This is a genomic window from Burkholderia ubonensis (genome assembly GCF_902833085.1).
GTDB lineage: Bacteria > Pseudomonadota > Gammaproteobacteria > Burkholderiales > Burkholderiaceae > Burkholderia > Burkholderia ubonensis.
On sequence record NZ_CADFEB010000003.1, the window covers coordinates 824,259 to 843,311 of the forward strand.

General features: G+C 67.1%; 20 protein-coding genes. 8 read left to right on the forward strand and 12 right to left on the reverse strand.

Going from position 1 to position 19,053, the window contains the following annotated elements; all coding sequences use genetic code 11:
* Nucleotides 1–155 precede the first annotated feature (155 nt).
* The 4 genes from HWX31_RS11100 to HWX31_RS11115 all read right to left on the reverse strand — a co-directional run bounded on the left by HWX31_RS11100 (nucleotide 156) and on the right by HWX31_RS11115 (nucleotide 4,550).
* Nucleotides 156–482: an H-NS histone family protein gene (locus HWX31_RS11100; RefSeq protein WP_174961668.1), complete on the reverse strand. Its 327-nt coding sequence runs from the start codon at nucleotides 480–482 to the stop codon at nucleotides 156–158.
* A 365-nt stretch (nucleotides 483–847) separates the two neighbouring features.
* Complete coding sequence (locus tag HWX31_RS11105) at nucleotides 848–2,041, reverse strand: acetyl-CoA C-acetyltransferase (RefSeq protein WP_174961666.1); 1,194 nt, start codon at nucleotides 2,039–2,041, stop codon at nucleotides 848–850.
* Between the two features lie 19 nt (nucleotides 2,042–2,060).
* Nucleotides 2,061–2,828, reverse strand: coding sequence for a 3-hydroxyacyl-CoA dehydrogenase (locus HWX31_RS11110; protein WP_059610033.1), 768 nt, complete (start codon nucleotides 2,826–2,828; stop codon nucleotides 2,061–2,063).
* A gap of 15 nt (nucleotides 2,829–2,843) precedes the next feature.
* On the reverse strand, nucleotides 2,844–4,550 hold the full coding sequence (locus tag HWX31_RS11115; protein ID WP_174961664.1) for an acyl-CoA synthetase: 1,707 nt from the start codon (nucleotides 4,548–4,550) through the stop codon (nucleotides 2,844–2,846).
* A 156-nt stretch (nucleotides 4,551–4,706) separates the two neighbouring features.
* Here HWX31_RS11115 and HWX31_RS11120 point away from each other — a divergent pair, with 156 nt between their 5' ends.
* Nucleotides 4,707–5,729: an AraC family transcriptional regulator gene (locus tag HWX31_RS11120; protein WP_415493040.1), complete on the forward strand. Its 1,023-nt coding sequence runs from the start codon at nucleotides 4,707–4,709 to the stop codon at nucleotides 5,727–5,729.
* Nucleotides 5,730–5,809: 80 nt separating this feature from the next.
* The gene (locus HWX31_RS11125) at nucleotides 5,810–6,667 is read left to right on the forward strand and encodes a DUF2071 domain-containing protein (RefSeq protein ID WP_174961662.1); all 858 of its coding nucleotides are present in this window, start codon (nucleotides 5,810–5,812) and stop codon (nucleotides 6,665–6,667) included.
* A gap of 195 nt (nucleotides 6,668–6,862) precedes the next feature.
* On the opposite strand, the gene HWX31_RS11130 is transcribed toward HWX31_RS11125, so the two are convergent.
* Nucleotides 6,863–7,870: a hypothetical protein gene (locus HWX31_RS11130; RefSeq protein ID WP_059657096.1), complete on the reverse strand. Its 1,008-nt coding sequence runs from the start codon at nucleotides 7,868–7,870 to the stop codon at nucleotides 6,863–6,865.
* 276 nt (nucleotides 7,871–8,146) lie between these two features.
* On the opposite strand from HWX31_RS11130, the gene rbsK reads away from it, so the two are divergent.
* Both rbsK and fucP read left to right on the forward strand, forming a co-directional pair.
* The gene (gene rbsK / locus HWX31_RS11135) at nucleotides 8,147–9,073 is read left to right on the forward strand and encodes a ribokinase (protein ID WP_174961660.1); all 927 of its coding nucleotides are present in this window, start codon (nucleotides 8,147–8,149) and stop codon (nucleotides 9,071–9,073) included.
* A gap of 50 nt (nucleotides 9,074–9,123) precedes the next feature.
* Nucleotides 9,124–10,497, forward strand: a complete 1,374-nt coding sequence (fucP, locus tag HWX31_RS11140) for an L-fucose:H+ symporter permease (protein ID WP_174961658.1) — start codon at nucleotides 9,124–9,126, stop codon at nucleotides 10,495–10,497.
* Nucleotides 10,498–10,572: 75 nt separating this feature from the next.
* Here the strand turns inward: fucP and deoR are convergent, their stop codons facing one another.
* On the reverse strand, nucleotides 10,573–11,343 hold the full coding sequence (gene deoR, locus HWX31_RS11145) for a DNA-binding transcriptional repressor DeoR (RefSeq protein WP_059610072.1): 771 nt from the start codon (nucleotides 11,341–11,343) through the stop codon (nucleotides 10,573–10,575).
* Nucleotides 11,344–11,481: 138 nt separating this feature from the next.
* On the opposite strand from deoR, the gene deoC reads away from it, so the two are divergent.
* Nucleotides 11,482–12,162 (forward strand): deoxyribose-phosphate aldolase, encoded by a 681-nt coding sequence (deoC, locus tag HWX31_RS11150; protein ID WP_174961656.1) that lies wholly within the window; start codon nucleotides 11,482–11,484, stop codon nucleotides 12,160–12,162.
* A 130-nt stretch (nucleotides 12,163–12,292) separates the two neighbouring features.
* Nucleotides 12,293–12,667, forward strand: coding sequence for a hypothetical protein (locus HWX31_RS11155; RefSeq protein ID WP_174961654.1), 375 nt, complete (start codon nucleotides 12,293–12,295; stop codon nucleotides 12,665–12,667).
* A 14-nt stretch (nucleotides 12,668–12,681) separates the two neighbouring features.
* Here HWX31_RS11155 and HWX31_RS11160 read toward each other — a convergent pair whose 3' ends face one another.
* The gene (locus HWX31_RS11160; protein ID WP_174961652.1) at nucleotides 12,682–13,638 is read right to left on the reverse strand and encodes an ATP-binding protein; all 957 of its coding nucleotides are present in this window, start codon (nucleotides 13,636–13,638) and stop codon (nucleotides 12,682–12,684) included.
* 172 nt (nucleotides 13,639–13,810) lie between these two features.
* On the opposite strand from HWX31_RS11160, the gene HWX31_RS11165 reads away from it, so the two are divergent.
* Nucleotides 13,811–14,611 (forward strand): AraC family transcriptional regulator, encoded by an 801-nt coding sequence (locus HWX31_RS11165; protein ID WP_174961650.1) that lies wholly within the window; start codon nucleotides 13,811–13,813, stop codon nucleotides 14,609–14,611.
* Between the two features lie 27 nt (nucleotides 14,612–14,638).
* Here HWX31_RS11165 and HWX31_RS11170 read toward each other — a convergent pair whose 3' ends face one another.
* Together HWX31_RS11170 and HWX31_RS35180 are read right to left on the reverse strand one after the other, a co-directional pair.
* Nucleotides 14,639–15,124, reverse strand: a complete 486-nt coding sequence (locus HWX31_RS11170; RefSeq protein WP_174961648.1) for an anthrone oxygenase family protein — start codon at nucleotides 15,122–15,124, stop codon at nucleotides 14,639–14,641.
* 3 nt (nucleotides 15,125–15,127) lie between these two features.
* Complete coding sequence (locus HWX31_RS35180; RefSeq protein ID WP_279613146.1) at nucleotides 15,128–15,253, reverse strand: hypothetical protein; 126 nt, start codon at nucleotides 15,251–15,253, stop codon at nucleotides 15,128–15,130.
* A gap of 92 nt (nucleotides 15,254–15,345) precedes the next feature.
* Here HWX31_RS35180 and HWX31_RS11175 point away from each other — a divergent pair, with 92 nt between their 5' ends.
* Nucleotides 15,346–16,005: a TetR/AcrR family transcriptional regulator gene (locus HWX31_RS11175; protein ID WP_174961646.1), complete on the forward strand. Its 660-nt coding sequence runs from the start codon at nucleotides 15,346–15,348 to the stop codon at nucleotides 16,003–16,005.
* 88 nt (nucleotides 16,006–16,093) lie between these two features.
* Here HWX31_RS11175 and HWX31_RS11180 read toward each other — a convergent pair whose 3' ends face one another.
* The 3 genes from HWX31_RS11180 to HWX31_RS11190 all read right to left on the reverse strand — a co-directional run.
* Nucleotides 16,094–16,948, reverse strand: coding sequence for a 3-hydroxybutyryl-CoA dehydrogenase (locus tag HWX31_RS11180; protein WP_042585741.1), 855 nt, complete (start codon nucleotides 16,946–16,948; stop codon nucleotides 16,094–16,096).
* Between the two features lie 33 nt (nucleotides 16,949–16,981).
* Nucleotides 16,982–18,178: a beta-ketothiolase BktB gene (gene bktB, locus HWX31_RS11185; protein WP_010091542.1), complete on the reverse strand. Its 1,197-nt coding sequence runs from the start codon at nucleotides 18,176–18,178 to the stop codon at nucleotides 16,982–16,984.
* A gap of 43 nt (nucleotides 18,179–18,221) precedes the next feature.
* A partial coding sequence (locus HWX31_RS11190; RefSeq protein WP_175933910.1) for an electron transfer flavoprotein-ubiquinone oxidoreductase occupies nucleotides 18,222–19,053 on the reverse strand: 832 nt, incomplete at its 5' end.

Consider the following 19,053-nt stretch of genomic DNA (forward strand, 5'->3'; position numbering starts at 1 on the left):
CAGGGGGCGCAAGCATGTCACTTCGCTGACTCGCTACCGTCACATTCGGAAACGTCAGCGGAAAATGACCGCGCGAAATGACGGCGGAAAGGGATCGCGCCGGCCGAGCGGCCGGGATCAGGCGGGCCGTATCGGCAACGCCCGGCCGGATTGCATCAATCCTCGCCCGGCCACCAGGGCTTGGCCTCGGGTCGGATCAGATAGTCGTCCGGATTCTTGTCGGCCAGCCATTTCGGGCGGGCGCCGCGACCCGTCCAGGAATTACCCGACGACGGATCGTAGTACTTGGCGGGATGCTTCTTCGGCCGGTCCTTCACGAAGCCGGCCGCACGGAGCAGTTCCACCTCCGTGATGCCGTATTCCTTGACCTGTTCCCGGATCCTGGCCAATGCTTCCGCCTTCTCTTTCGTCCGGGCTTCTTCGACGAGCAGGTTGAGGTGGCCGAGCTGCTGCTGCAGCGTTTGAATTTTGCTGGATGTCACGTGGCGTTTTCTTCGTCGATGCGGTGCCCGGCATCGACCGGGGCACGCGGATTCCCTTCACTCGTTCACAGTCTGCCTGACCGTTGCCGAATGAGGCGGTGTCGGGGTTTTGACCGCCCGGCTTTCTGCGCAAGTCGACCATGCCGCTCGCGAGCCGTTCAGAGTCCGTAACGTCAAGCACACTGAATGAAACAAGTCGCGATTGTAGCAGTCCGCGCGGGCATCGCCGCTTTCGATCGACGTTCGCGGCGATCGACCAACGAACGGGACCGTAAACGAACCGGGGCGGGCCCTTGCAGCCCGCCCCGGTCCTGCCCCTCGCTCGACGCCGTCGCGAATCCGGACGCCGGACCCGCGTCGCCGGATCAGGACAGGCGTTCGATCGCGATCGCCGTCGCCTCGCCGCCGCCGATGCAGAGCGACGCCACGCCGCGCCGCAATCCATGCGTCTCGAGCGCCGCGAGCAGCGTGACCATCACGCGCGCGCCGGACGCGCCGATCGGGTGGCCGAGCGCGCACGCGCCGCCGTGCACGTTGACTTTGTCATGCGGCAGGTCGAGATCGCGCATCGCGGCCATCGCGACCACCGCGAACGCTTCGTTGATCTCGAACAGGTCGACGTCCCGCAGCGCCCAGCCGGTCTTCTCCGACAGCTTGCGCAGCGCGCCGACCGGCGCCGTCGGGAACAGCGCGGGCTTGTCCGCATAAGTCGAATGGCCGACGATCACCGCCTTCGGCGTCAGGCCGCGCCGCGCCGCTTCCGACCGGCGCATCAGCACCAGCGCCGCGGCGCCGTCCGAGATCGACGACGAATTCGCGGCCGTCACCGTGCCGCCTTCGCGGAACGCCGGCTTGAGCGTCGGGATCTTGTCGAGCTTCGCCTTGCCCGGCTGCTCGTCGATGCTCACCACCGTGTCGGTCTTGCCCGCGCGCACCTGCACCGGCGCGACTTCGGCCGCGAACCGGCCGCTCGCGATCGCCTGCTGCGCGCGCGTGAGCGACGTGATCGCGAACGCGTCCTGCGCGTCGCGCGTGAAGCCGTAGGCCGCCGCGCAGTCCTCGGCGAACGTGCCCATCAGGCGGCCCTTGTCATATGCGTCCTCGAGGCCGTCGAGGAACATGTGGTCGAGCACCTGCCCGTGTCCCATCCGGTAGCCGCCGCGCGCCTTCGGCAGCAGGTACGGTGCGTTGCTCATGCTCTCCATGCCCCCCGCCACCAGCACGTCCGCCGAGCCCGCGACGAGCAGGTCGTGCGCGAACATCGCGGCCTTCATGCCGGACCCGCACATCTTGTTGACCGTGGTCGCGCCCGCCGCCAGCGGCAGCCCCGCCTTCAGCGCCGCCTGCCGGGCCGGCGCCTGTCCCTGCCCCGCGGGCAGCACGCAGCCGAAGACGATCTCGTCCACCTGGTCGGCCGGCACGCCGGCGCGTTCGAGCGCCGCGCGAATCGCCACCGCGCCCAGCTCGCTCGCCGTCGCGGCGGCCAGGTCGCCCTGGAAACCGCCCATCGGGGTGCGGGCCGCACCGACGATGACAATCGGATCGTGTTGTGTCGTCATGGTTAATGCTCCTTGAGAGTCAGCGCGGCGCCATCCGCAACGCGCCGTCGAGTCGAATGACTTCGCCGTTCAGCATCGTGTTCCCGGCGATGTGCCGCACCAGCGCGGCGAACTCCTCCGGGCGGCCGAGACGCGACGGAAACGGCACGCTCCGGCCCAGCGAGTCCTGCACGTCCTGCGGCATCCCGGTCATCATCGGCGTCGCGAAGATCCCCGGCGCGATCGTCACGACGCGGATGCCGAAGCGCGCAAGCTCCCGCGCGATCGGCAGCGTCATCCCGACCACGCCGCCCTTCGACGCCGCATAGGCCGCCTGGCCGATCTGCCCGTCGAACGCGGCGATCGACGCGGTGTTGACGATCACGCCGCGCTCGCCGTTCGCGTCGGCGTCCTGCTTCGACATCGCGTCGGCCGCCAGCCGGATCATGTTGAAGGTCCCGACCAGGTTGATCGAGACCGCGCGCGCGAAGCTCGCGAGCCGGTGCGGCCCGTCGCGCCCGACGACCTTCTCGCCGGGCGCCACGCCCGCGCAGTTGACGAGCCCGTCGATTCGGCCGAACGCGTCGAGCGTGGCGGCGAGCGCGGCCTGCCCGTCGGCTTCGCTGGTCACGTCGGCCGCGTGGCTGCGCGCCGCCGCGCCGAGTTCGCGCGCCACGGCCGCCGCGGCATCGCCGTTGACGTCGACCAGCATCGCCCGGCCGCCGTGCTCGACGACCATGCGCGCCACGGCCGCGCCCAGGCCGGAGCCGGCGCCCGTGACCAGAAACACGCGGTTATCGATGTTCATTCGTTGTTCCTCCGTTCAGTTCTTCGCGTTTTGTTCGACCGCCATCTTGCGCAGCACGAAGCGCTGGATCTTGCCGCTCGGCGTCTTCGGCAGCGCGTCGACGAATTCGACCGCGCGCGGATACGCATGCGCGGACAGGCGCTTCTTCACGTGCAGGCTCAGTTCGTCGGCCAGCGCCGGCGAGCCCGCGTGGCCGTCCGACAGCACGACGTACGCCTTGACGATCTCGGTGCGCTCCGGATCGGGCACGCCGATCACGGCCGCCTCCATCACGGCCGGATGCTCGATCAGCGCGCTTTCGACGTCGAACGGCCCGATCCGGTAGCCGGCGGACGTGATCACGTCGTCCGCGCGGCCGATGAAGCTGATGCTGCCGTCCGGCTCCAGCTCCACGTTGTCGCCGGTGCGGTAATAGCCGCCGGCGATGGCCGGCGTCTGCCAGCGCCAGTAGCCGGTGAACCACAGCAGCGGCGAGCGCGCGATGTCGACCGCCAGCACGCCGGGCTGGTTCGGCCCGAGTTCGCGGCCCGCGTCGTCGAGCACCGCGACCCGGTAGCCGGGCATCGCGACGCCGGCCGAGCCGGGATGCACCGGATGCGCGAGGCCGTGATGGTTGTTCACCACCATGCCGAGCTCGGTCTGCCCGTAGTGATCGCGAATCGGCGCGGCAAGCTCGGCGTCGAACCAGCGGATGACTTCCGGATTCAGCGGTTCGCCCGCGCTGCTCACGACGCGCAGGCGGCCCCGGATGCGCGCGGCCGGCCCGGCGCCGGCCGCCATCAGCAGCCGGTACGCGGTCGGCGAGCCGGCGAGGCTGGTGATGCCGAGCCGCTCGATCACGTCATAGGTCGCGTCGACCGAGAAGCCGCCTTCGACCAGCGTCGTCGCATGGCCGAGCAGCAGCGGCCCGGTGATCGCGTAATAGAGCCCGTAGGCCCAGCCCGGGTCCGCGATGTTCCAGAACCGGTCGTCCGGACGCAGGTCCACCGCGTCGCGCATGTACGCGCCGAACGCGAGCAACGCGTGCAGCGGCACCGGCACGCCCTTCGGCAGCCCGGTCGTGCCCGACGTCGACATCATCAGGAACAGGTCCGTGCCGGTGCGCGGCACGGGCTCGAATGCATCGGGCTGCGCATCGAGCGCGGCGAGGAAATCGATGTCGCCGCCGCGCAGCGGCTCGTCTTCCTCATGCAGCGGCTCGTCCTCTCCATGCAGCGGCTCGTCCGGCCGGCGCACGGTCGCCACCGGCGGGCACGCCGCGATTTCATCGAGCTTCGCGCGGTTCGCGACGTTGGTCACGACCAGCTTCGCGTCGCTCATGCGCAGCCGGTGCTCGATCGCCTTCGGCCCGAACGCCGTGAACAGCGGCTGGTACACCGCGCCCGCGCGCCACACGCCGAGGATCGTCGCGACCAGTTCGGGCGTGCGCGGCAGCAGGCCGGCCACGGCGTCGCCGGGCTGAACGCCCTGCGCGACGAGGAGATGGGCGACGCGCGCCGACAGCGCCTGCATCTGCGCAAAGCTGAAGCTGTGATGCCGGCCGCCGGCATCGATCCAGTCGAGCGCGGTCCCGCCGGCCGCCACGTGCCGGTCGCAGCATTCGACGCAGGCGTTCAGCCCGCGCGCGAGGTCGCCGTCGAGGCGCGCCGCGGCGGCATCGAGGCTGAAGCGGGCCACCGCATCGGCGTAGGCGGGGATGGCGTCGGCGATCTGATCTGGCATGGGTGTCTCCTCCCGTTGACTCGCTGCCGGCAGAGCGGCCGGCGCGGCAGATTCGTTCCCGATGGTAGTCATCGCCGACATTGCAAACAATGACAAATCGAGTCTACGATTCTGATCGGAAATACCATATTCGGAGGGTCCGTGGTGGAACGGCACATGATCGCGCCGGGCTTCGTCGAGGACGCGCTCGCATGCCTACGCCAGCAAGGCGTCGACGTGCAGCCGCTGCTGCGCGCGGCCGGGCTGCCGGCCGAGGTGGACAGCCCGGTCACGATCCAGCAGTACGGGCGGCTGTGGCTGGCGATGGCCGACGCGCTCGACGACGAGTTCTTCGGCCTCGCCGCGCGGCCGATGCGCGTGGGCAGCTTCGCGCTGCTGTGTCACGCGGTCCTGCATGCGGCCACGCTCGAGCAGGCGCTGCGGCGCGCGCTGCGGTTTCTGCGGGTGGTGCTCGACCACCCGCACGGCCGGCTGCAGGTGGCCGGCGGCGAGGCGCGCATCGTGCTCGCCGACGCGGGCGGGCCGCGCCCTGCGTTCGCGTATCGCACGTTCTGGCTGATCCTGCTCGGGCTCGCGTGCTGGCTGATCGGGCGGCGCATTCCGCTGCGGCGCATCGATTTCTCGTGCGCGAGCCCCGCCCATCGCGCCGACTACAGCCAGTTCTTCGGCGCGCCGGTGCATTTCGACCGGCCCGATTGCCGGCTCACGTTCGACGCGGCCTATCTGCGCCTGCCCACGATCCGCTCCGAGCAGGCGCTGAAGACCTTCCTGCGCGGCGCGCCCGCCAACATCCTGGTGCGCTACCGTCACGACTCGGGGTGGGTCGCGAAGATCCGCGCGCACCTGAAGGCCATTCCGGCGGCGGATTGGCCGAACTTCGACGCGCTGGCCGCGCGGCTCGACCTGCCGCCGGCGACGCTGCGGCGGCGCTTGCGCAGCGAAGGGCAGAGCTTCGCGGCGATCAAGGACGAGATGCGCAGCGTGATCGCGCAGTCGCTGCTGCGCGACGGCACGCGCAGCGTGGCCGACATCGCGGGCGAGCTGGGCTTCTCCGAGCCGAGCGCGTTTCATCGCGCGTTCCGCAAATGGACCGGGCAGTCGCCCGGCGGGTTTCGGTCGGATCATGCGGGCTTGCGTCGCTCATCCGGTTCGTCGCGCGAACGGATGGCAGACGATTGAGGTACCTTGCGTGCGTGCCCGCCCAAGCCGCAAGCGCTTGCTTACGCGTCGCGCATCGATCCATCACGACAACAACGGCCATGTCCTATACCAACGCATTCGTTCATCCGTCCGCCGGCATCGTCGGCCGGCTCGCCAACCGGGTCGTCGCGAGCCGTCCGCTGCTGCGCACCCGCCGCGCGCTGCTGTCGCGGCTGCCGTTCCTGCAACTCGCCAGCGACGTGCAGGACGTCGTGTATTGCACGTGGCTCGTCGATCTCGCTGACGTCGCGCATCTGGTGCCGCCCGGCGTCGGGCTCGCCGCGCGCGACGGCAAGACGCCGTTCACCATCCTGACCTACGCGCACCGCCACTTCGGCCCGCGCGCCGCCGGCCCGCTGCGCCGCCTCTTTCCGTCGCCGCTGCAAAGCAACTGGCGGCTTTACGTCGATACGCTTGCGGGACGGAAGCCGGCCGAATCGACGGTCCTGTTCGTGAAGAACGTCTTCGACCATCCGCTTTATGCGCTCGGCAGCCGGCTGTTCAGCGACGCGTTGCCGTCGCATCTCGCGCAGCGCTTCGAGCATGCGGCGCGTGACGGACGATTCAGTACGCTGCTCGCGGGCGGCGACGGCAGCGCGCCGGATTTTCGCTGCGTCGCCGAGACGATTTCCGAACGCACGCTGCCCGACGAACTCGCGCCGTTCTTCGATTCATGGCGCAGTGCGGTGACGTTCCTGTGCCTGCAGCATGGTGCGGTTGCGCATGTCGAGGATTGCAATGGCCTCGCGCATGCGCGCATCGACCTGCCGATCGACGTCGAGGCTGTCGAGCCGCTCAGGACGGTGGAGCCGGTTGGCCATGGCGAGTTCCTGCAGCGGATCGGCGCGGTTGGCGCGCCGTTCTGTTTTGTCGTTCCGGGCGTTGCGTTTCGTGTGTTGTCGGAGCGGGTGCTCTGATGCCTGGTCGCGCGTCAAAGCGCGCAGCATTCACCTCCGCCGCTCGATACCCCCTCGAGCGCGGACATCCGGACAACGGGCCGGAAACGTGTGCCGCGGATCCCGAAGTAGTATTCCCGCGCCTTTCCTGCAAGCCCAAACCGCAACGCTTCTCGACGCTCTGAACGGAATGGGCCTACGCGTGAGAATGAGACCCTAGAAGTTGCGCGCCAGGCCGACCATGAACATGTCCTGATCCTTGTTGTTGCCGGTTGCGACACGATTGAAGCGCAAGCTCGCCGCCCAATCGTTCGTGACCTGATAGGTCACCTGCGCGCTGAGCAAGGCATTGAGTCTCGTTTTGCTCGAGACCTCGTCACGATCATGCGAGAGATACGGACCTACACCTGCCGAAAGCGTCCATTTGATCTTGATCGGCGCGACGTACCAGAATTGCGCCGCCACACCTCTTCGGCCGGCGACGCCGTTGTTGCCTTCGTAGACGAAGCTCGCCGAATAGGCCCACGCATTGCCGAGCGGCCGCTTGACTTCGACCATATACCCCTTTTCGATCGGCACTTGGGGACGGTTCGTCTGCGACGTCCCGGCCCAAACGCTAACCTGCGTCTTGCCGTCCGAAAACGCCGGGCCAGGATCGCCGCCGAAATCCGAGCCGATGCCGAAGAGCACCGCGTCGGAATTGAATCCGTCGATCATCTGGATGTGGTTGTACTGCACCTTGAGGAAGAAGCGGTTGGGAACGAGGTAATACCGCACTGCCGCTGAGGCACGCACGCCCCATCGCTTTTCGTTACGCGGCTGGTTGTCGACATGCGTCGTGTCCATGCTGAAATACGGCCCAGCCGACAATTCGAGCGCCAGGCGATCGCCGACCGGCCAACGAAACGAACCCAGGGCGGCGAAGCCGTCACGGTGGTGATCGCTGGGATGCCCCTCGTTCACATACGCGAGGTAGACCGAAAGGTAGTCATTCAGGACGTCGCCGAAGCCGACTTCGTAGGCACGCCAACGCATATCGCCACCCTCGGTCGCGCGTCCGTTGCCGTACACCGCATAGACGTCGATCGTTCTTTCCGATGGCTTGAACCCGGTCGGCGAGCTCGAAGGACTGTCCTCGGCGTGCGCGAGGCCTGCCAGACTTGCCAGACCGACGATCGAGCTTGCGAGGACGAAGCGCGAATAGATGCGACGGCACTGTCCCATTTGGACACCCCCTCACCTTGGTAACCGCGACATCTTGGACAAGTTGATGGCGATTATAGGTGGCCTCGGGTTATAGGGGCAATCCACACTGACCCGCCTGATTTCTTAGGGTCATTTCAATTTTGGGGAACGGCCGCGCGCGGCAGCAATGCCCACCCGTGACACCCATCACATCTGAAGATTGCATTTTCACATTTTGTGTGATTTTATTATCACACATGCGCGGACCGCCCTTTCCCCCGCATCCGCCCCAAATCATTCCAAGGAAAACAACACATGGAGACAATCGCGGTCATCGGCAGCAACATGGTCGACCTGGTGACCTACGTCACCCGCATGCCCGTGCGCGGCGAAACGCTCGAAGCGCCCGGCTTCGAGCTCGGCTGCGGCGGCAAGGGCGCGAACCAGGCCGTCGCGGCCGCGCGCCTCGGCGCTCGGGTCGTGATGGTGACGAAAGTCGGCGACGACGTGTTCGCCGACAACACGATCCGCAACTTCGCGCACGCCGGCATCGACACCGAGCACGTGCGCAAGGTGCCCGGCGTGCCGAGCGGCGTCGCGCCGATCTTCGTCGAGCCCGATTCGAGCAACAGCATCCTGATCATCAAGGGCGCGAACCGCCACCTGAAGCCCGCCGACATCGACGCAGCCGCGCCGAAGCTGCGCGAATGCGCGCTGATCGTGCTGCAGCTCGAGATCGAGCTCGACACCGTCTATCACGCGATCGCGTTCGGTGCGCGGCACGGCATACCGGTGCTGCTGAATCCCGCGCCGGCCGTGCCCGACCTCGATTTCGAGCGAATCCGCCCGGTCGAATTCTTCGTCCCGAACGAAACCGAGCTCGCGATCGTGTCCGGCATGCCCGTCGATTCGCCCGAAACCGCCGCGCGCGCCGCCGCTTCGCTCGTCGAGCGCGGGCTCAGGCAGGTGATCGTCACGCTCGGCGACAAAGGCTCGCTGCTCGTGTCGCGCGACGGCGTGCGCCACGTGCCGGGCGTCAGCGTCGACGCGCGCGACACCACCGGCGCGGGCGACGCGTACATCGGCTGCTTCGCGCGCTACTACGTCGAATCGCGCGACGCCGCCGCCGCGATGCGCTACGCGTGCGCGTATGCCGCGCACTCGGTGACCGGCCTCGGCACGCAGAAGTCGTATGCCGACGCCGCCACCTTCGAGCGTTTCATGCGCGACGCCGGACTCTGACGGCCGCGACGCGACGTCCAAAGACGAGACAACCCGGGAAGGAGACACCCATGAGCCGAGCCAGAATCGAACCCACACCCGACGGCTATTACCTGAACCGCACGCCCCTCTTCGCGTTCACGCTGCTGTGCTGCCTGTTCGCGCTGTGGGGCACCGCGGCGAACCTGAACGACGTGCTGATCGCGCAGTTCAGGAAATCGTTCTTCCTGTCCGATTTCGAATCGGCGTTCGTGCAATCCGCGTTCTATCTCGGTTATTTCTTCGTCGCGATTCCCGCCGCGACCGTCGTGAAGAAGTTCAGCTACAAGACGACGATCCTCGTCGGCCTGCTGCTGTACACGATCGGCTGCCTGCTGTTCTTCCCGGCCGCGTCGATGGCGAAGTACGGGATGTTCCTCGTCGCGCTGTTCGTGATCGCCGCGGGCCTGTCGTTCCTGGAGACGGCGTCGAACTCGTACTCGACGCTGATGGGGCCGCGCGCAACCAGCACACGGCGGCTCAACATCTCGCAGACGTTCTATCCGTTCGGTGCGATGGCCGGCGTGGTCATGGGCAGCCTCCTGATCTTCAAGGAAGGCGACGCGTCGCATGCGCAGCTCGCGGCGATGTCGGCCGCCGACGCGCACCTGCACCAGCTCGCGATGATCCGGGCCACGCTCGAGCCGTACCGGTGGCTGATCGCCGTGCTCGCCGCGGTGTTCGTGGTGTTCGCGCTGACGCCGTACCCGGCCTGCAAGGGTAACGGCTCGGACGCCGCGACGCACCGCGTCGACGCGCGCGGCACGCTCGCGCGCCTCGCCGGCAACCGCCGCTTCGTCGCGGGCGTCGTCGCGCAGTTCCTGTACGTCGGCGCGCAGGTCGGCGTGTGGAGCTTCACGATCCGGCTCGCAATGCAGATCGGCGGGCTCACCGAGCGCGGCGCATCGCGCTACCTGCTCGCGACGTTCTTCGCGTTCTTCGTCGGCAAGCTGATCGCGACGCTCGTGATGAAGCGCGTCGGCCCGGCCAAGGTGCTGATCGTCTACGGCATCCTGTGCATCGCGCTGCTCGCGTACACGATCAGCGTGCACGACATCACCGCGGTGTACGCGGCGGTCGGCGTCAGCATCTTCCTCGGCCCGTGCTGGCCGACCATCTACGGCCTCACGATCGACGGCCTCGGCAAGGACACCGAGTACGGCGGCTCGATCCTCGTGATGAGCATCGTCGGCGGCGCCGTCGTGCCGCTGATCCAGGGGCTGATCTCCGACCACACCGGCGGCAACATGCAGCTCGCGTTCGTCGTGCCGCTCGCGTGCTTCGTCGTGATCGTCTACTACGGCTTCCACTGCCTGCGGCACCTGCCCGCCGCCACGCCGGACGTGGCCCCGGCCGAGCATGCGAACGCGCGCTACGCCGACGCGCGCAATCCGTCGGAGGCCTGAATATGCAAGGCGAAATCGAACTGCGGCGCGACGACTTCCGCGAAGCGCCGCATGCGTGACGTCGCAAGCCGTGCGTCAGGTCACGAGCGCGATGCCGTGCTCGCGGATCGCCGTCTCGTAGCGGCGGCTCAACTGCCCGTCGGAGATCACGTAGTTGAAGTCGGTCAGCTCGGCGAAGTACGCGGCGCGCACTTCGTCGAACTTCGTGTGATCGACGAGCAGGAAGCGGTTCTGCGCGTGCTGCATCACCTTCTTTTTCGCATCGACTTCGTGGAAGTTGAAGCAGGTGACGCCGCAGCGGTCGCTGACGCCCGCCGCCGAGATGAAGGCCTTCGACACGCGGATCGTGTCGAGAATGCCGGATTCGGCGACCGACTCGAACACCATGTTCTTGCGGTGATACGTGCCGCCGCACAGGATCACGCTGCAGTGCGGCTTCTGCTGCAGTTTCGCGAACACGTTCAGCGAATTGCAGACGGCGGTGAATTCGAGGTCGTCCGGAATGAAGTCGACGACGAACGGCGTGGTCGAGCCGCAATCGACGAAGATCGTGTCGCCGGTCTTCACGAACTGCGCGGCGAGCTTGCCGATCCGGCGCTTCTCCTCGGTCTGCCGGTTGTTCTCGGCGCTGATCAGGTATTCGCCGATGTCGCTGCGCTGCGCGGCGAAATGGCGTGTCACGTAGCCGCCGATCAGGCTGACGCCGTGCGGATTGTCGGCGAGATCGCGGCGGATCGTCATTTCGGACACGCCGAACAGCTCGGCGACTTCGCGCAGATGGATCGCGTTCTGCCCCTGCAGCACGTTCATCAGCGTCTTGATCCGTTCGCCCTTCTTCGTTTCCATGCTCGTGCCCTGCTTGCCAGCCGCTCGTCGGGCCGGACGCCAGCGCCCGGCCGAAATGTCGTATTTGTAACAAACCGATGTGAAAACATCAACTTTTCGTGCGGCGGGACCGCCGCACCGCTCAGTGGAGTCTGAAACATGCCGCTTTCCAACGCCCAACTCGCCCAAACCATCGATCACACGCTGCTCGCGGCCGACGCCGGCGACGCGCAGATTCGCGAACTGTGCCGCCAGGCGGCCGAGCACCGCTTCTACTCGGTCTGCGTCAATTCGGCGAACGTGCCGCTCGCGGCCCGCGAGCTTGCCGGCACGGGCGTCAACGTGTGCGCGGTCGTCGGCTTCCCGCTCGGCGCGGGCCTCTCTGCCGCGAAAGCGTTCGAAGCGTCGGCCGCGATCGAGGCCGGCGCCGGCGAAATCGACATGGTGATCAATCTCGGCGCGCTGAAGAGCGGCCGCGTCGCCGACGTGACGGCGGACATCGCCGCCGTGCAGGCCGCGTGCGGCCCGGTGCCGCTCAAGGTGATCCTCGAGACCGGGCTGCTGACCGACGACGAGAAGGTGCGCGTCTGCGGGATCTGCCGCGAGCTGCGAGTCGCGTTCGTGAAGACGTCGACCGGTTTCGGCCACGGCGGCGCGACGCTCGCGGACGTCGCACTGATGCGCCGCACGGTCGGGCCGGAGATCGGCGTGAAGGCGTCGGGCGGCGTGCGCGACCGCGCGGCCGCCGTCGCGATGATCGACGCCGGCGCGACGCGGCTGGGCACGAGTTCGGGCGTCGCGATCGTGACCGACGCAAGCGCGAGCGACGGGGCTTATTGATTCGATCCGCCGGGCGCGGAGGCCCGGGAATGGCGATGCGCTCGCTGCGCGCTTGATGAAGCGTGCGGCGGTAAGCTCACTGCCAAAGTACGGTTACTATGATGCTCCGGTGAAACGGAGGACATGAAATATGCAAGCGTTCGATCGGGATGAAACCTATCGGCTCATGAGTGATCTTTTAAAAGGAATCCAGATCGGAATAGCAGATGAACTGATTAAATTCGGGGTGACTCGTGATATTTTCGAGGAAATTGAAGATGAGTTGCGGCGATCCGGAGTTGCTGCCGAGGACCTGAATTTGCCGCCGCATGATTTAGCATTTGTCCCGGACAATACGGGCAGAATTCCATTCGATATATTCGAAACCGATGCCGACTCAAGATCGCGGCGCATCGCATGCCAATTGTGGGCTGAGGGCAGAAAGGCCGAACTTACTTTGATGGCCGATTGGTCAGTGATGCAGGGGAAAGCGTCTCTTGTTTTTAGATTGCTGGAAATGCAGTAAAGCTTACCTCCTCGCTATGCTTGATTCAGTTGGCGCTGGCCCCCCGCCTCGGCCACATCGAACCGCCCCGCATGATCGAGCACGAACTGCGCCGCGATCCGGCCCGACCGCGCGCCGCGTTCGAGCGCCCACTGCAACGCGGGCTCGCGCGCCGCGCGAATCTGCTCTGCATCGAAGCCGGCGGCGGCCAGGCGGCTTTCGACGACGGCCAGGTATTGTTCCTGCGTGAAGCCATAGAACGTCACCCGGATGCCGAAGCGCTCGGACAGCGAGATCCGCTCCTCGACCGCATCGCCGGGATGCAGTTCGCCGTTCTCCGCGCGCGACACGTCCGCGTTGTCGCTCGCGTGCTCGGGCAGCAGATGCCGGCGGTTCGACGTCGCGTACACGAGCACGTTCGACAGATCGGTCGCCACCGATCCGTCGAGCACGGTCTTCAGTTCCTTGTATCCGGTCTCGCCGGCCTCGAACGACAGGTCGTCGCAAGACACGACGTAACGCTCGGGTCGCGCACGAACCAGCTCGACGATGGCCGGCAGATCCTTCAGCCCGTCCTTGCCGACCTCGATCAGGCGCAGCCCGTCCTTCGCGAACGCGTGCAGGCATGCCTTAACGATCGACGATTTGCCGGTGCCGCGCGCGCCCGTCAGCAGCACGTGATTCGCCGTGCGGCCCTGCACGAACTGCCGGGTGTTTCGTTCGACGACGGCCGCCTGCCGCTCGACGTTGCGCAGCGCATCGAACGCGATCAGCGCCGGCGACGGGATCGGTTCAAGCGGCGCGGCGCGCTGCGGATTGTCGAAGCCGCGCCAGCGGAACGCGACGGCCGCGTCGAAATCGACGTCGGTCGAACGCGCGGTGCGGGTCATCGCTTCGAGCGCGGCCGCGATCCGGTCGAGCTTGTGCGCGAGGCCGAACATGAAGCCTTCAGGCGACGGAATCGGTTCCTGCATCCGCGGATCGGCGCTCATTGCCGTGCTCCTCGCGATTGACGCAACTGCGCCGGGAAACGTTGCGCGATTGCGCGGTGACGAAACAGCGTGATCTTGTTCATAACGTGCGACGGATTAATATCGTTGTATTCAGCTGACGTGAATCGAAGCGTCATCGTGCCTGCCCGCCAACTGCCTGTCTCACGCCAACATGTCACGACCTGTCGCCAATCGGCCAACCCAGCCCGTGCACGAGGATGCGCACCTGCCATACGAGTCGACGCCGATGCCCGTGTCCGCGATGGCGGCGTCGTATCCTCACGGCACCTGGATCGCACCGCATCGCCATCGGCGCGCGCAGCTGCTCTATGCGATCGAGGGCGTGATGCACGTGCAGTCCGACGGCGCGTCGTGGATCGTGCCGCCGACGCGCGGCGTCTGGCTCGAAGCGGGCCTCGACCATACGGTGCAGATGAGCGGCAACGTCGAGATGCGGACCGTGTTCGTCGAGCCCGGGGCGGTCGAGCATCTGCCCGGACGCAGTTGCGTCGTCGAAGTGCATCCGCTCCTGCGCGAACTGATCCTCGCGGCGGTCGACGTCCCGCTCGACTATGCGCCCGGCTCGCGCCACGACCACCTGATGCGCCTGTTGCTCGCCGAGGTGACGGCCGCACCGCTGTTGCCGCTCTACCTGCCGTGGCCGCACGACACGCGGCTGCGGACGATCTGCGATGCGCTCGTCGCCGCCCCAGACGACCTGCGCACGGTCGCCGAATGGGCCGGCATCGCCGGCATTTCAGTCAGGACGCTGCATCGCGGCTTCCAGCGCGAGACGGGGCTCGGCTTCCGCCGCTGGCGCGAGCAGGCGCGGCTGCTGCTCGCGCTCAAGCGGCTCGCGCATGGCGAGAAGGTGCTCACGGTCGCGATGGACCACGGCTACAGCAGCCAGAGCGCGTTCTCGGCGATGTTCAAGCGCCATTTCGGCGTGCCGCCGTCGGCGTTCTACGCATAGGCCGTGCGATACGGTCACGCGGCGGCGCTATCTCGCCGCGAGCGCGGCGATGAACAAGCCGCACGCCGCCGCGGATGCCGCCGTGCGCGCATGATTCCAGACCGTCCAGTCGCGCAGGTAGCGCGCCCAGAACGCGGCCCCTTCCGTGCCGGACGCATCGATCGCGGCGAGCGCGTCGTTGAGCGGCACGTTGAAGACCATCGTGACGACGAACATGCCGAGCACGTAGATCGCGCCGCCCGCGACGATCCATAGCGCGCCGGGGTCGCCCCGGTTAAGCAGCGCGAGGATCGCCAGCGCCAGCGACGCCAGCGTCGTGCCGAGAAAGACCGGCATGAACAGCGACCTGACGATGTCGACGTTGATCGCGTTCATCGCGGCAACGCCGGCCGCCGGCGCGAGGCGGCCGAGCGACGTCATCACGAATGTCGAAAACGCGAAATAAACCCCGGCCATCAAGCCGCAGCCGATCGCGGCAAACCACAGCAGGACCAGCGTGACGAGCGCGCGCATGGGTCAGGCGCTCCACGTGTCGGGATGCGCCCGGTCGAACGCGGTGCCGAGCAGCTTGCGCAGGCGTGCATCGACACGCGCGCCCGTTTTGCCGGAACTGCCGACGATGATGACGGAAAGCGTTGCCATGAGCATCTCCTTTGTAAAAGCGAGAATATCTCGCGTTTTTAAAACACGATAGACTCTCGCATTTGAAAGATCAAGTTTTTTCCGGAGGCGGCATGGCGACGCGAAAATCGGAGCAGACCGGCAGCGACGACGTCGCGAGCGTTCCCGGCCGCGCGCGGCTCGTTCCGACCCAGCAGCGCAGCCGCGAGCGCTTCGAGCGCATTCTCGCGTGCGCGGCCGAGGTGATGGTCGAGAAGGGCTGCGATGCGTTCCGGATGAGCGACATCGTCGAGCGGACCGGCATCGCGTTCGGCTCGCTCTACCAGTACTTTCCGGACAAGACGGCCGTGATCGGCACGCTGGCGGAACGCTACAACGCGCTCGGGCACGAATGCGTGCGGCGCGACCTGTCCAGGATGAAGCGGATCGACGACCTGCACGACACACTGTGCCGCATCACGGACAGCTATTACCGGATGTTCGTCGACGAACCGCTGATGCGGGACATCTGGCGCGCGACGCAGGCCGACCGGGCGCTGCAGGCGCTCGACGAGGCGGACGGTGCGTTTCTGGCGGGGTTGCTGACGGAGCGGCTGCGCGAAATCGCGCCCGACGCGCGCGGTGCGCAATTGTCCGCGTTCTCGGAACTGACGATGGTGCTGATCGCGGCGGCGGTTCGCTACGCGATCGGGTTGCCGCCGAAAGCGGCAAGGCAAAGGCTGGCGATGTTCAAGCGGACGTTGCCGGTGGATCTGGCGGTGCTTGAAGCGTAGCGGTTATTTGCGCCGATAACGGCAATGCCGGAAAGCATGCATCGCCGCGACGACCGGTCCCCCGGCCCGTCGCGACGATGCGGCAGCATCACGCGCTGTAGTCGTACACCCCGCGCCCCGTCTTCCGCCCGAGGCGCCCGGCCGTCACCATCTCGCGCAGCAGCGGGCACGCACGATACTTCGGATCCCCGAAGTCCTTCAGGAACACGTCCATCACCGCGAGGCACACGTCGAGCCCGACCAGATCCGCGAGCGCGAGCGGCCCGATCGGATGGTTCGCGCCCAGCTTCATCCCCTGGTCGATCTCCTCGGCCGACGCGATCCCTTCGGCGAGCACGAAGAACGCCTCGTTGATCATCGGCACCAGGATGCGGTTGACGACGAACCCGGGCGAGTTGCGCACGCCGATCGGCGACTTGTCGAAGCGCTCCGTCAGCGCGCGCACCGCGGCCGCGGTCGCGTCGCTCGTCTGCAGCCCGCGGATGATCTCGACGAGCGGCATCAGCGGCACCGGATTGAAGAAGTGCATGCCGACGAAGCGCGACGGGTCGGCCAGCGGCGCGGCGAGCGCGGTGATCGAGATCGACGACGTGTTGGTCGCAACGATCGCGTCCGCACGCACCACCGCTTCGATCTGCTTCAGGATGCGGGCCTTCAGCTCGACGTTCTCGGTGGCCGCCTCGATCACGATGTCGGCCGCGGCCAGCCGCTGGTAGTCGGTCGACGTCTCGATGCGCGCGAGCGCGGCGTCGCGCGTCGCGGCGTCGAGCTTGTCCTTCGACACGAGCCGGTCGAGGCTGCCCTTCAGCGTGGCGACGCCCTTCGCGAGCGCCGCGTCGTTGACGTCGATCATCACGACGTTGAGTCCCGCAACGGCCGCGGTTTGCGCGATGCCGTTGCCCATGGTGCCGGCGCCGATGACGCCTACGGTTTCGATTGCCATGACGATTCCTGTGGTCGGGTGCTGAGCGCTCGATTATTGAAGGTTTTCGAAGATCGCCGCAATCCCCTGCCCGCCGCCGATGCACATCGTCACGAGCGCGTAGCGGCCGCCGATGCGCTTCAGCTCATAGAGCGCCTTGACCGTGATCAATGCGCCGGTCGCGCCGATCGGATGGCCGAGCGAGATGCCCGAGCCGTTCGGGTTGACCTTCGCCGGATCGAGACCCAGCTCCTTCGTCACCGCGCACGCCTGTGCGGCGAACGCTTCGTTCGCCTCGATCACGTCGAGATCGGCGATCGTCAGCCCCGCGCGCTCGAGCGCCTTCTGCGTCGCCGGCACGGGGCCGATGCCCATGTAGGCCGGATCGACGCCCGCATGCGCATACGACACGAGCCGCGCGAGCGGCTTCACGCCCTGCGCGCGCGCCGCATCCGCGCTCATCATCAGCACGGCCGCCGCCGCATCGTTGATGCCCGATGCGTTGCCGGCCGTCACCGTGCCGTTCTCCTTCTGGAACACCGGCTTGAGCTTCGTGAAATCGTCGGCGCTCGCGTCGTTGCGCACGTGCTCGTCGGTATCGAACTGCACTTCGCCCTTGCGCGTGCGAATCGCGATCGGCAGGATCTGGTCCTTGAAGCGCCCTTCCGCGATGGCGCGCGCCGCGCGACGATGCGATTCGAGCGCGAGCGCATCCTGGTCGTCGCGCGTGATGCCGTACTTGCGCGCGACGTTTTCCGCCGTCACGCCCATGTGGATCGTCTGGAACGGGTCGTGCAGCGCGCCGAGCATCATGTCGACGAGCTTGCCGTCGCCCATCCGCTGCCCGAAGCGCGCAGCCGGCACGGTATACGGCGCGCGGCTCATGCTCTCCGCGCCGCCGCCGATCGCGACGTCGGCATCGCCGAGCAGGATCGTCTGCGCGGCCGACACGATCGCCTGCAGGCCCGAGCCGCACAGCCGGTTCACGTTCATCGCGGGCGTGTGCTGCGCAACGCCGCCGTCGATCGCCGCAACGCGCGACAGATACATGTCCTTCGGTTCCGTATTCACGACGTGGCCGAACACGACATGGCCGACCGCGTCGCCGGGCACGTTCGCGCGCGACAGCACCTCGCGCACGACCTTCGCGCCGAGCTCCGTCGGCGCGAAGTCCTTCAGGCTGCCGCCGAAATCGCCGATCGCGGTGCGAACGCCGCTCACCACCACCACTTCCTTTGCTGCTTGACTCATCATCTCTCTCCAGTTCGGTCGCGCACGCATGCGCGGTCACGCATTACATGTTCGGGTAGTTCGGTCCGCCGCCGCCTTCCGGCGTGACCCAGACGATGTTCTGCGTCGGGTCCTTGATGTCGCAGGTCTTGCAGTGCACGCAGTTCTGCGCGTTGATCACCAGCCGATCGCTGCCGTCGTCGTTCTTCACGAACTCGTACACGGCCGCCGGGCAGAACCGGCTTTCCGGCCCCGCGTAGGTGCGCAGGTTCACGTTTACCGGCACGTTCGCATCCTTCAGCGTCAGGTGCGCCGGCTGGTTTTCCTCGTGGTTCGTGTTCGAGATGAACACCGACGACAGCCGGTCGAACGTCAGCTTGCCGTCCGGCTTCGGATACTCGATCGGCTCGCACTGCGACGCAGGCTTCAGCGTCTCGTGATCCGCGTGCTTGTGGTGCAGCGTCCACGGCACGTTGCCGCCCATCACCTTCTGTTCGAGGCCGACCATCAGCGTGCCGAGATACAGCCCCTTCGCCATCCACTGCTTGAAGTTGCGCGCGCGATACAGCTCGGTGTACAGCCACGACTGCTTGAACGCGTCCGGATAGGCATTCAGTTCGTCGCTCTGACGCCCGGCCTGCACCGCGTCGAACGCGGCGTCGGCCGCCAGCATGCCGGTCTTGATCGCCGCGTGGCTGCCCTTGATCCGCGACGCGTTCAGGAAGCCCGCGTCGTCGCCGATCAGCGCGCCGCCCGGGAACACCGTCTTCGGCAGCGACAGCAGCCCGCCCGCGGTGATCGCGCGTGCGCCGTACGACACGCGCTTGCCGCCTTCGAGGAACGCGCGGATCGACGGATGCGTCTTGTAGCGCTGGAATTCCTCGAACGGCGACAGG

Bases quoted from the DNA above. Each gene is read 5' to 3' on its own strand.
- HWX31_RS11155 (WP_174961654.1), top strand. From the start codon at position 12,293: ATGCAAGCGTTCGATCGGGATGAAACCTATCGGCTCATGAGTGATCTT.
- HWX31_RS11105 (WP_174961666.1), bottom strand. From the start codon at position 2,041: ATGACGACACAACACGATCCGATTGTCATCGTCGGTGCGGCCCGCACC.
- HWX31_RS11130 (WP_059657096.1), bottom strand. From the start codon at position 7,870: ATGGGACAGTGCCGTCGCATCTATTCGCGCTTCGTCCTCGCAAGCTCG.
- HWX31_RS11170 (WP_174961648.1), bottom strand. From the start codon at position 15,124: ATGCGCGCGCTCGTCACGCTGGTCCTGCTGTGGTTTGCCGCGATCGGC.
- HWX31_RS11110 (WP_059610033.1), bottom strand. From the start codon at position 2,828: ATGAACATCGATAACCGCGTGTTTCTGGTCACGGGCGCCGGCTCCGGC.
- HWX31_RS35180 (WP_279613146.1), bottom strand. From the start codon at position 15,253: ATGGCAACGCTTTCCGTCATCATCGTCGGCAGTTCCGGCAAAACGGGC.
- rbsK (WP_174961660.1), top strand. From the start codon at position 8,147: ATGGAGACAATCGCGGTCATCGGCAGCAACATGGTCGACCTGGTGACC.
- HWX31_RS11115 (WP_174961664.1), bottom strand. From the start codon at position 4,550: ATGCCAGATCAGATCGCCGACGCCATCCCCGCCTACGCCGATGCGGTG.
- HWX31_RS11120 (WP_415493040.1), top strand. From the start codon at position 4,707: ATGATCGCGCCGGGCTTCGTCGAGGACGCGCTCGCATGCCTACGCCAG.
- bktB (WP_010091542.1), bottom strand. From the start codon at position 18,178: ATGAGTCAAGCAGCAAAGGAAGTGGTGGTGGTGAGCGGCGTTCGCACC.
- HWX31_RS11175 (WP_174961646.1), top strand. From the start codon at position 15,346: ATGGCGACGCGAAAATCGGAGCAGACCGGCAGCGACGACGTCGCGAGC.
- deoR (WP_059610072.1), bottom strand. From the start codon at position 11,343: ATGGAAACGAAGAAGGGCGAACGGATCAAGACGCTGATGAACGTGCTG.
- HWX31_RS11180 (WP_042585741.1), bottom strand. From the start codon at position 16,948: ATGGCAATCGAAACCGTAGGCGTCATCGGCGCCGGCACCATGGGCAAC.
- HWX31_RS11125 (WP_174961662.1), top strand. From the start codon at position 5,810: ATGTCCTATACCAACGCATTCGTTCATCCGTCCGCCGGCATCGTCGGC.
- fucP (WP_174961658.1), top strand. From the start codon at position 9,124: ATGAGCCGAGCCAGAATCGAACCCACACCCGACGGCTATTACCTGAAC.
- deoC (WP_174961656.1), top strand. From the start codon at position 11,482: ATGCCGCTTTCCAACGCCCAACTCGCCCAAACCATCGATCACACGCTG.
- HWX31_RS11160 (WP_174961652.1), bottom strand. From the start codon at position 13,638: ATGAGCGCCGATCCGCGGATGCAGGAACCGATTCCGTCGCCTGAAGGC.
- HWX31_RS11165 (WP_174961650.1), top strand. From the start codon at position 13,811: ATGTCACGACCTGTCGCCAATCGGCCAACCCAGCCCGTGCACGAGGAT.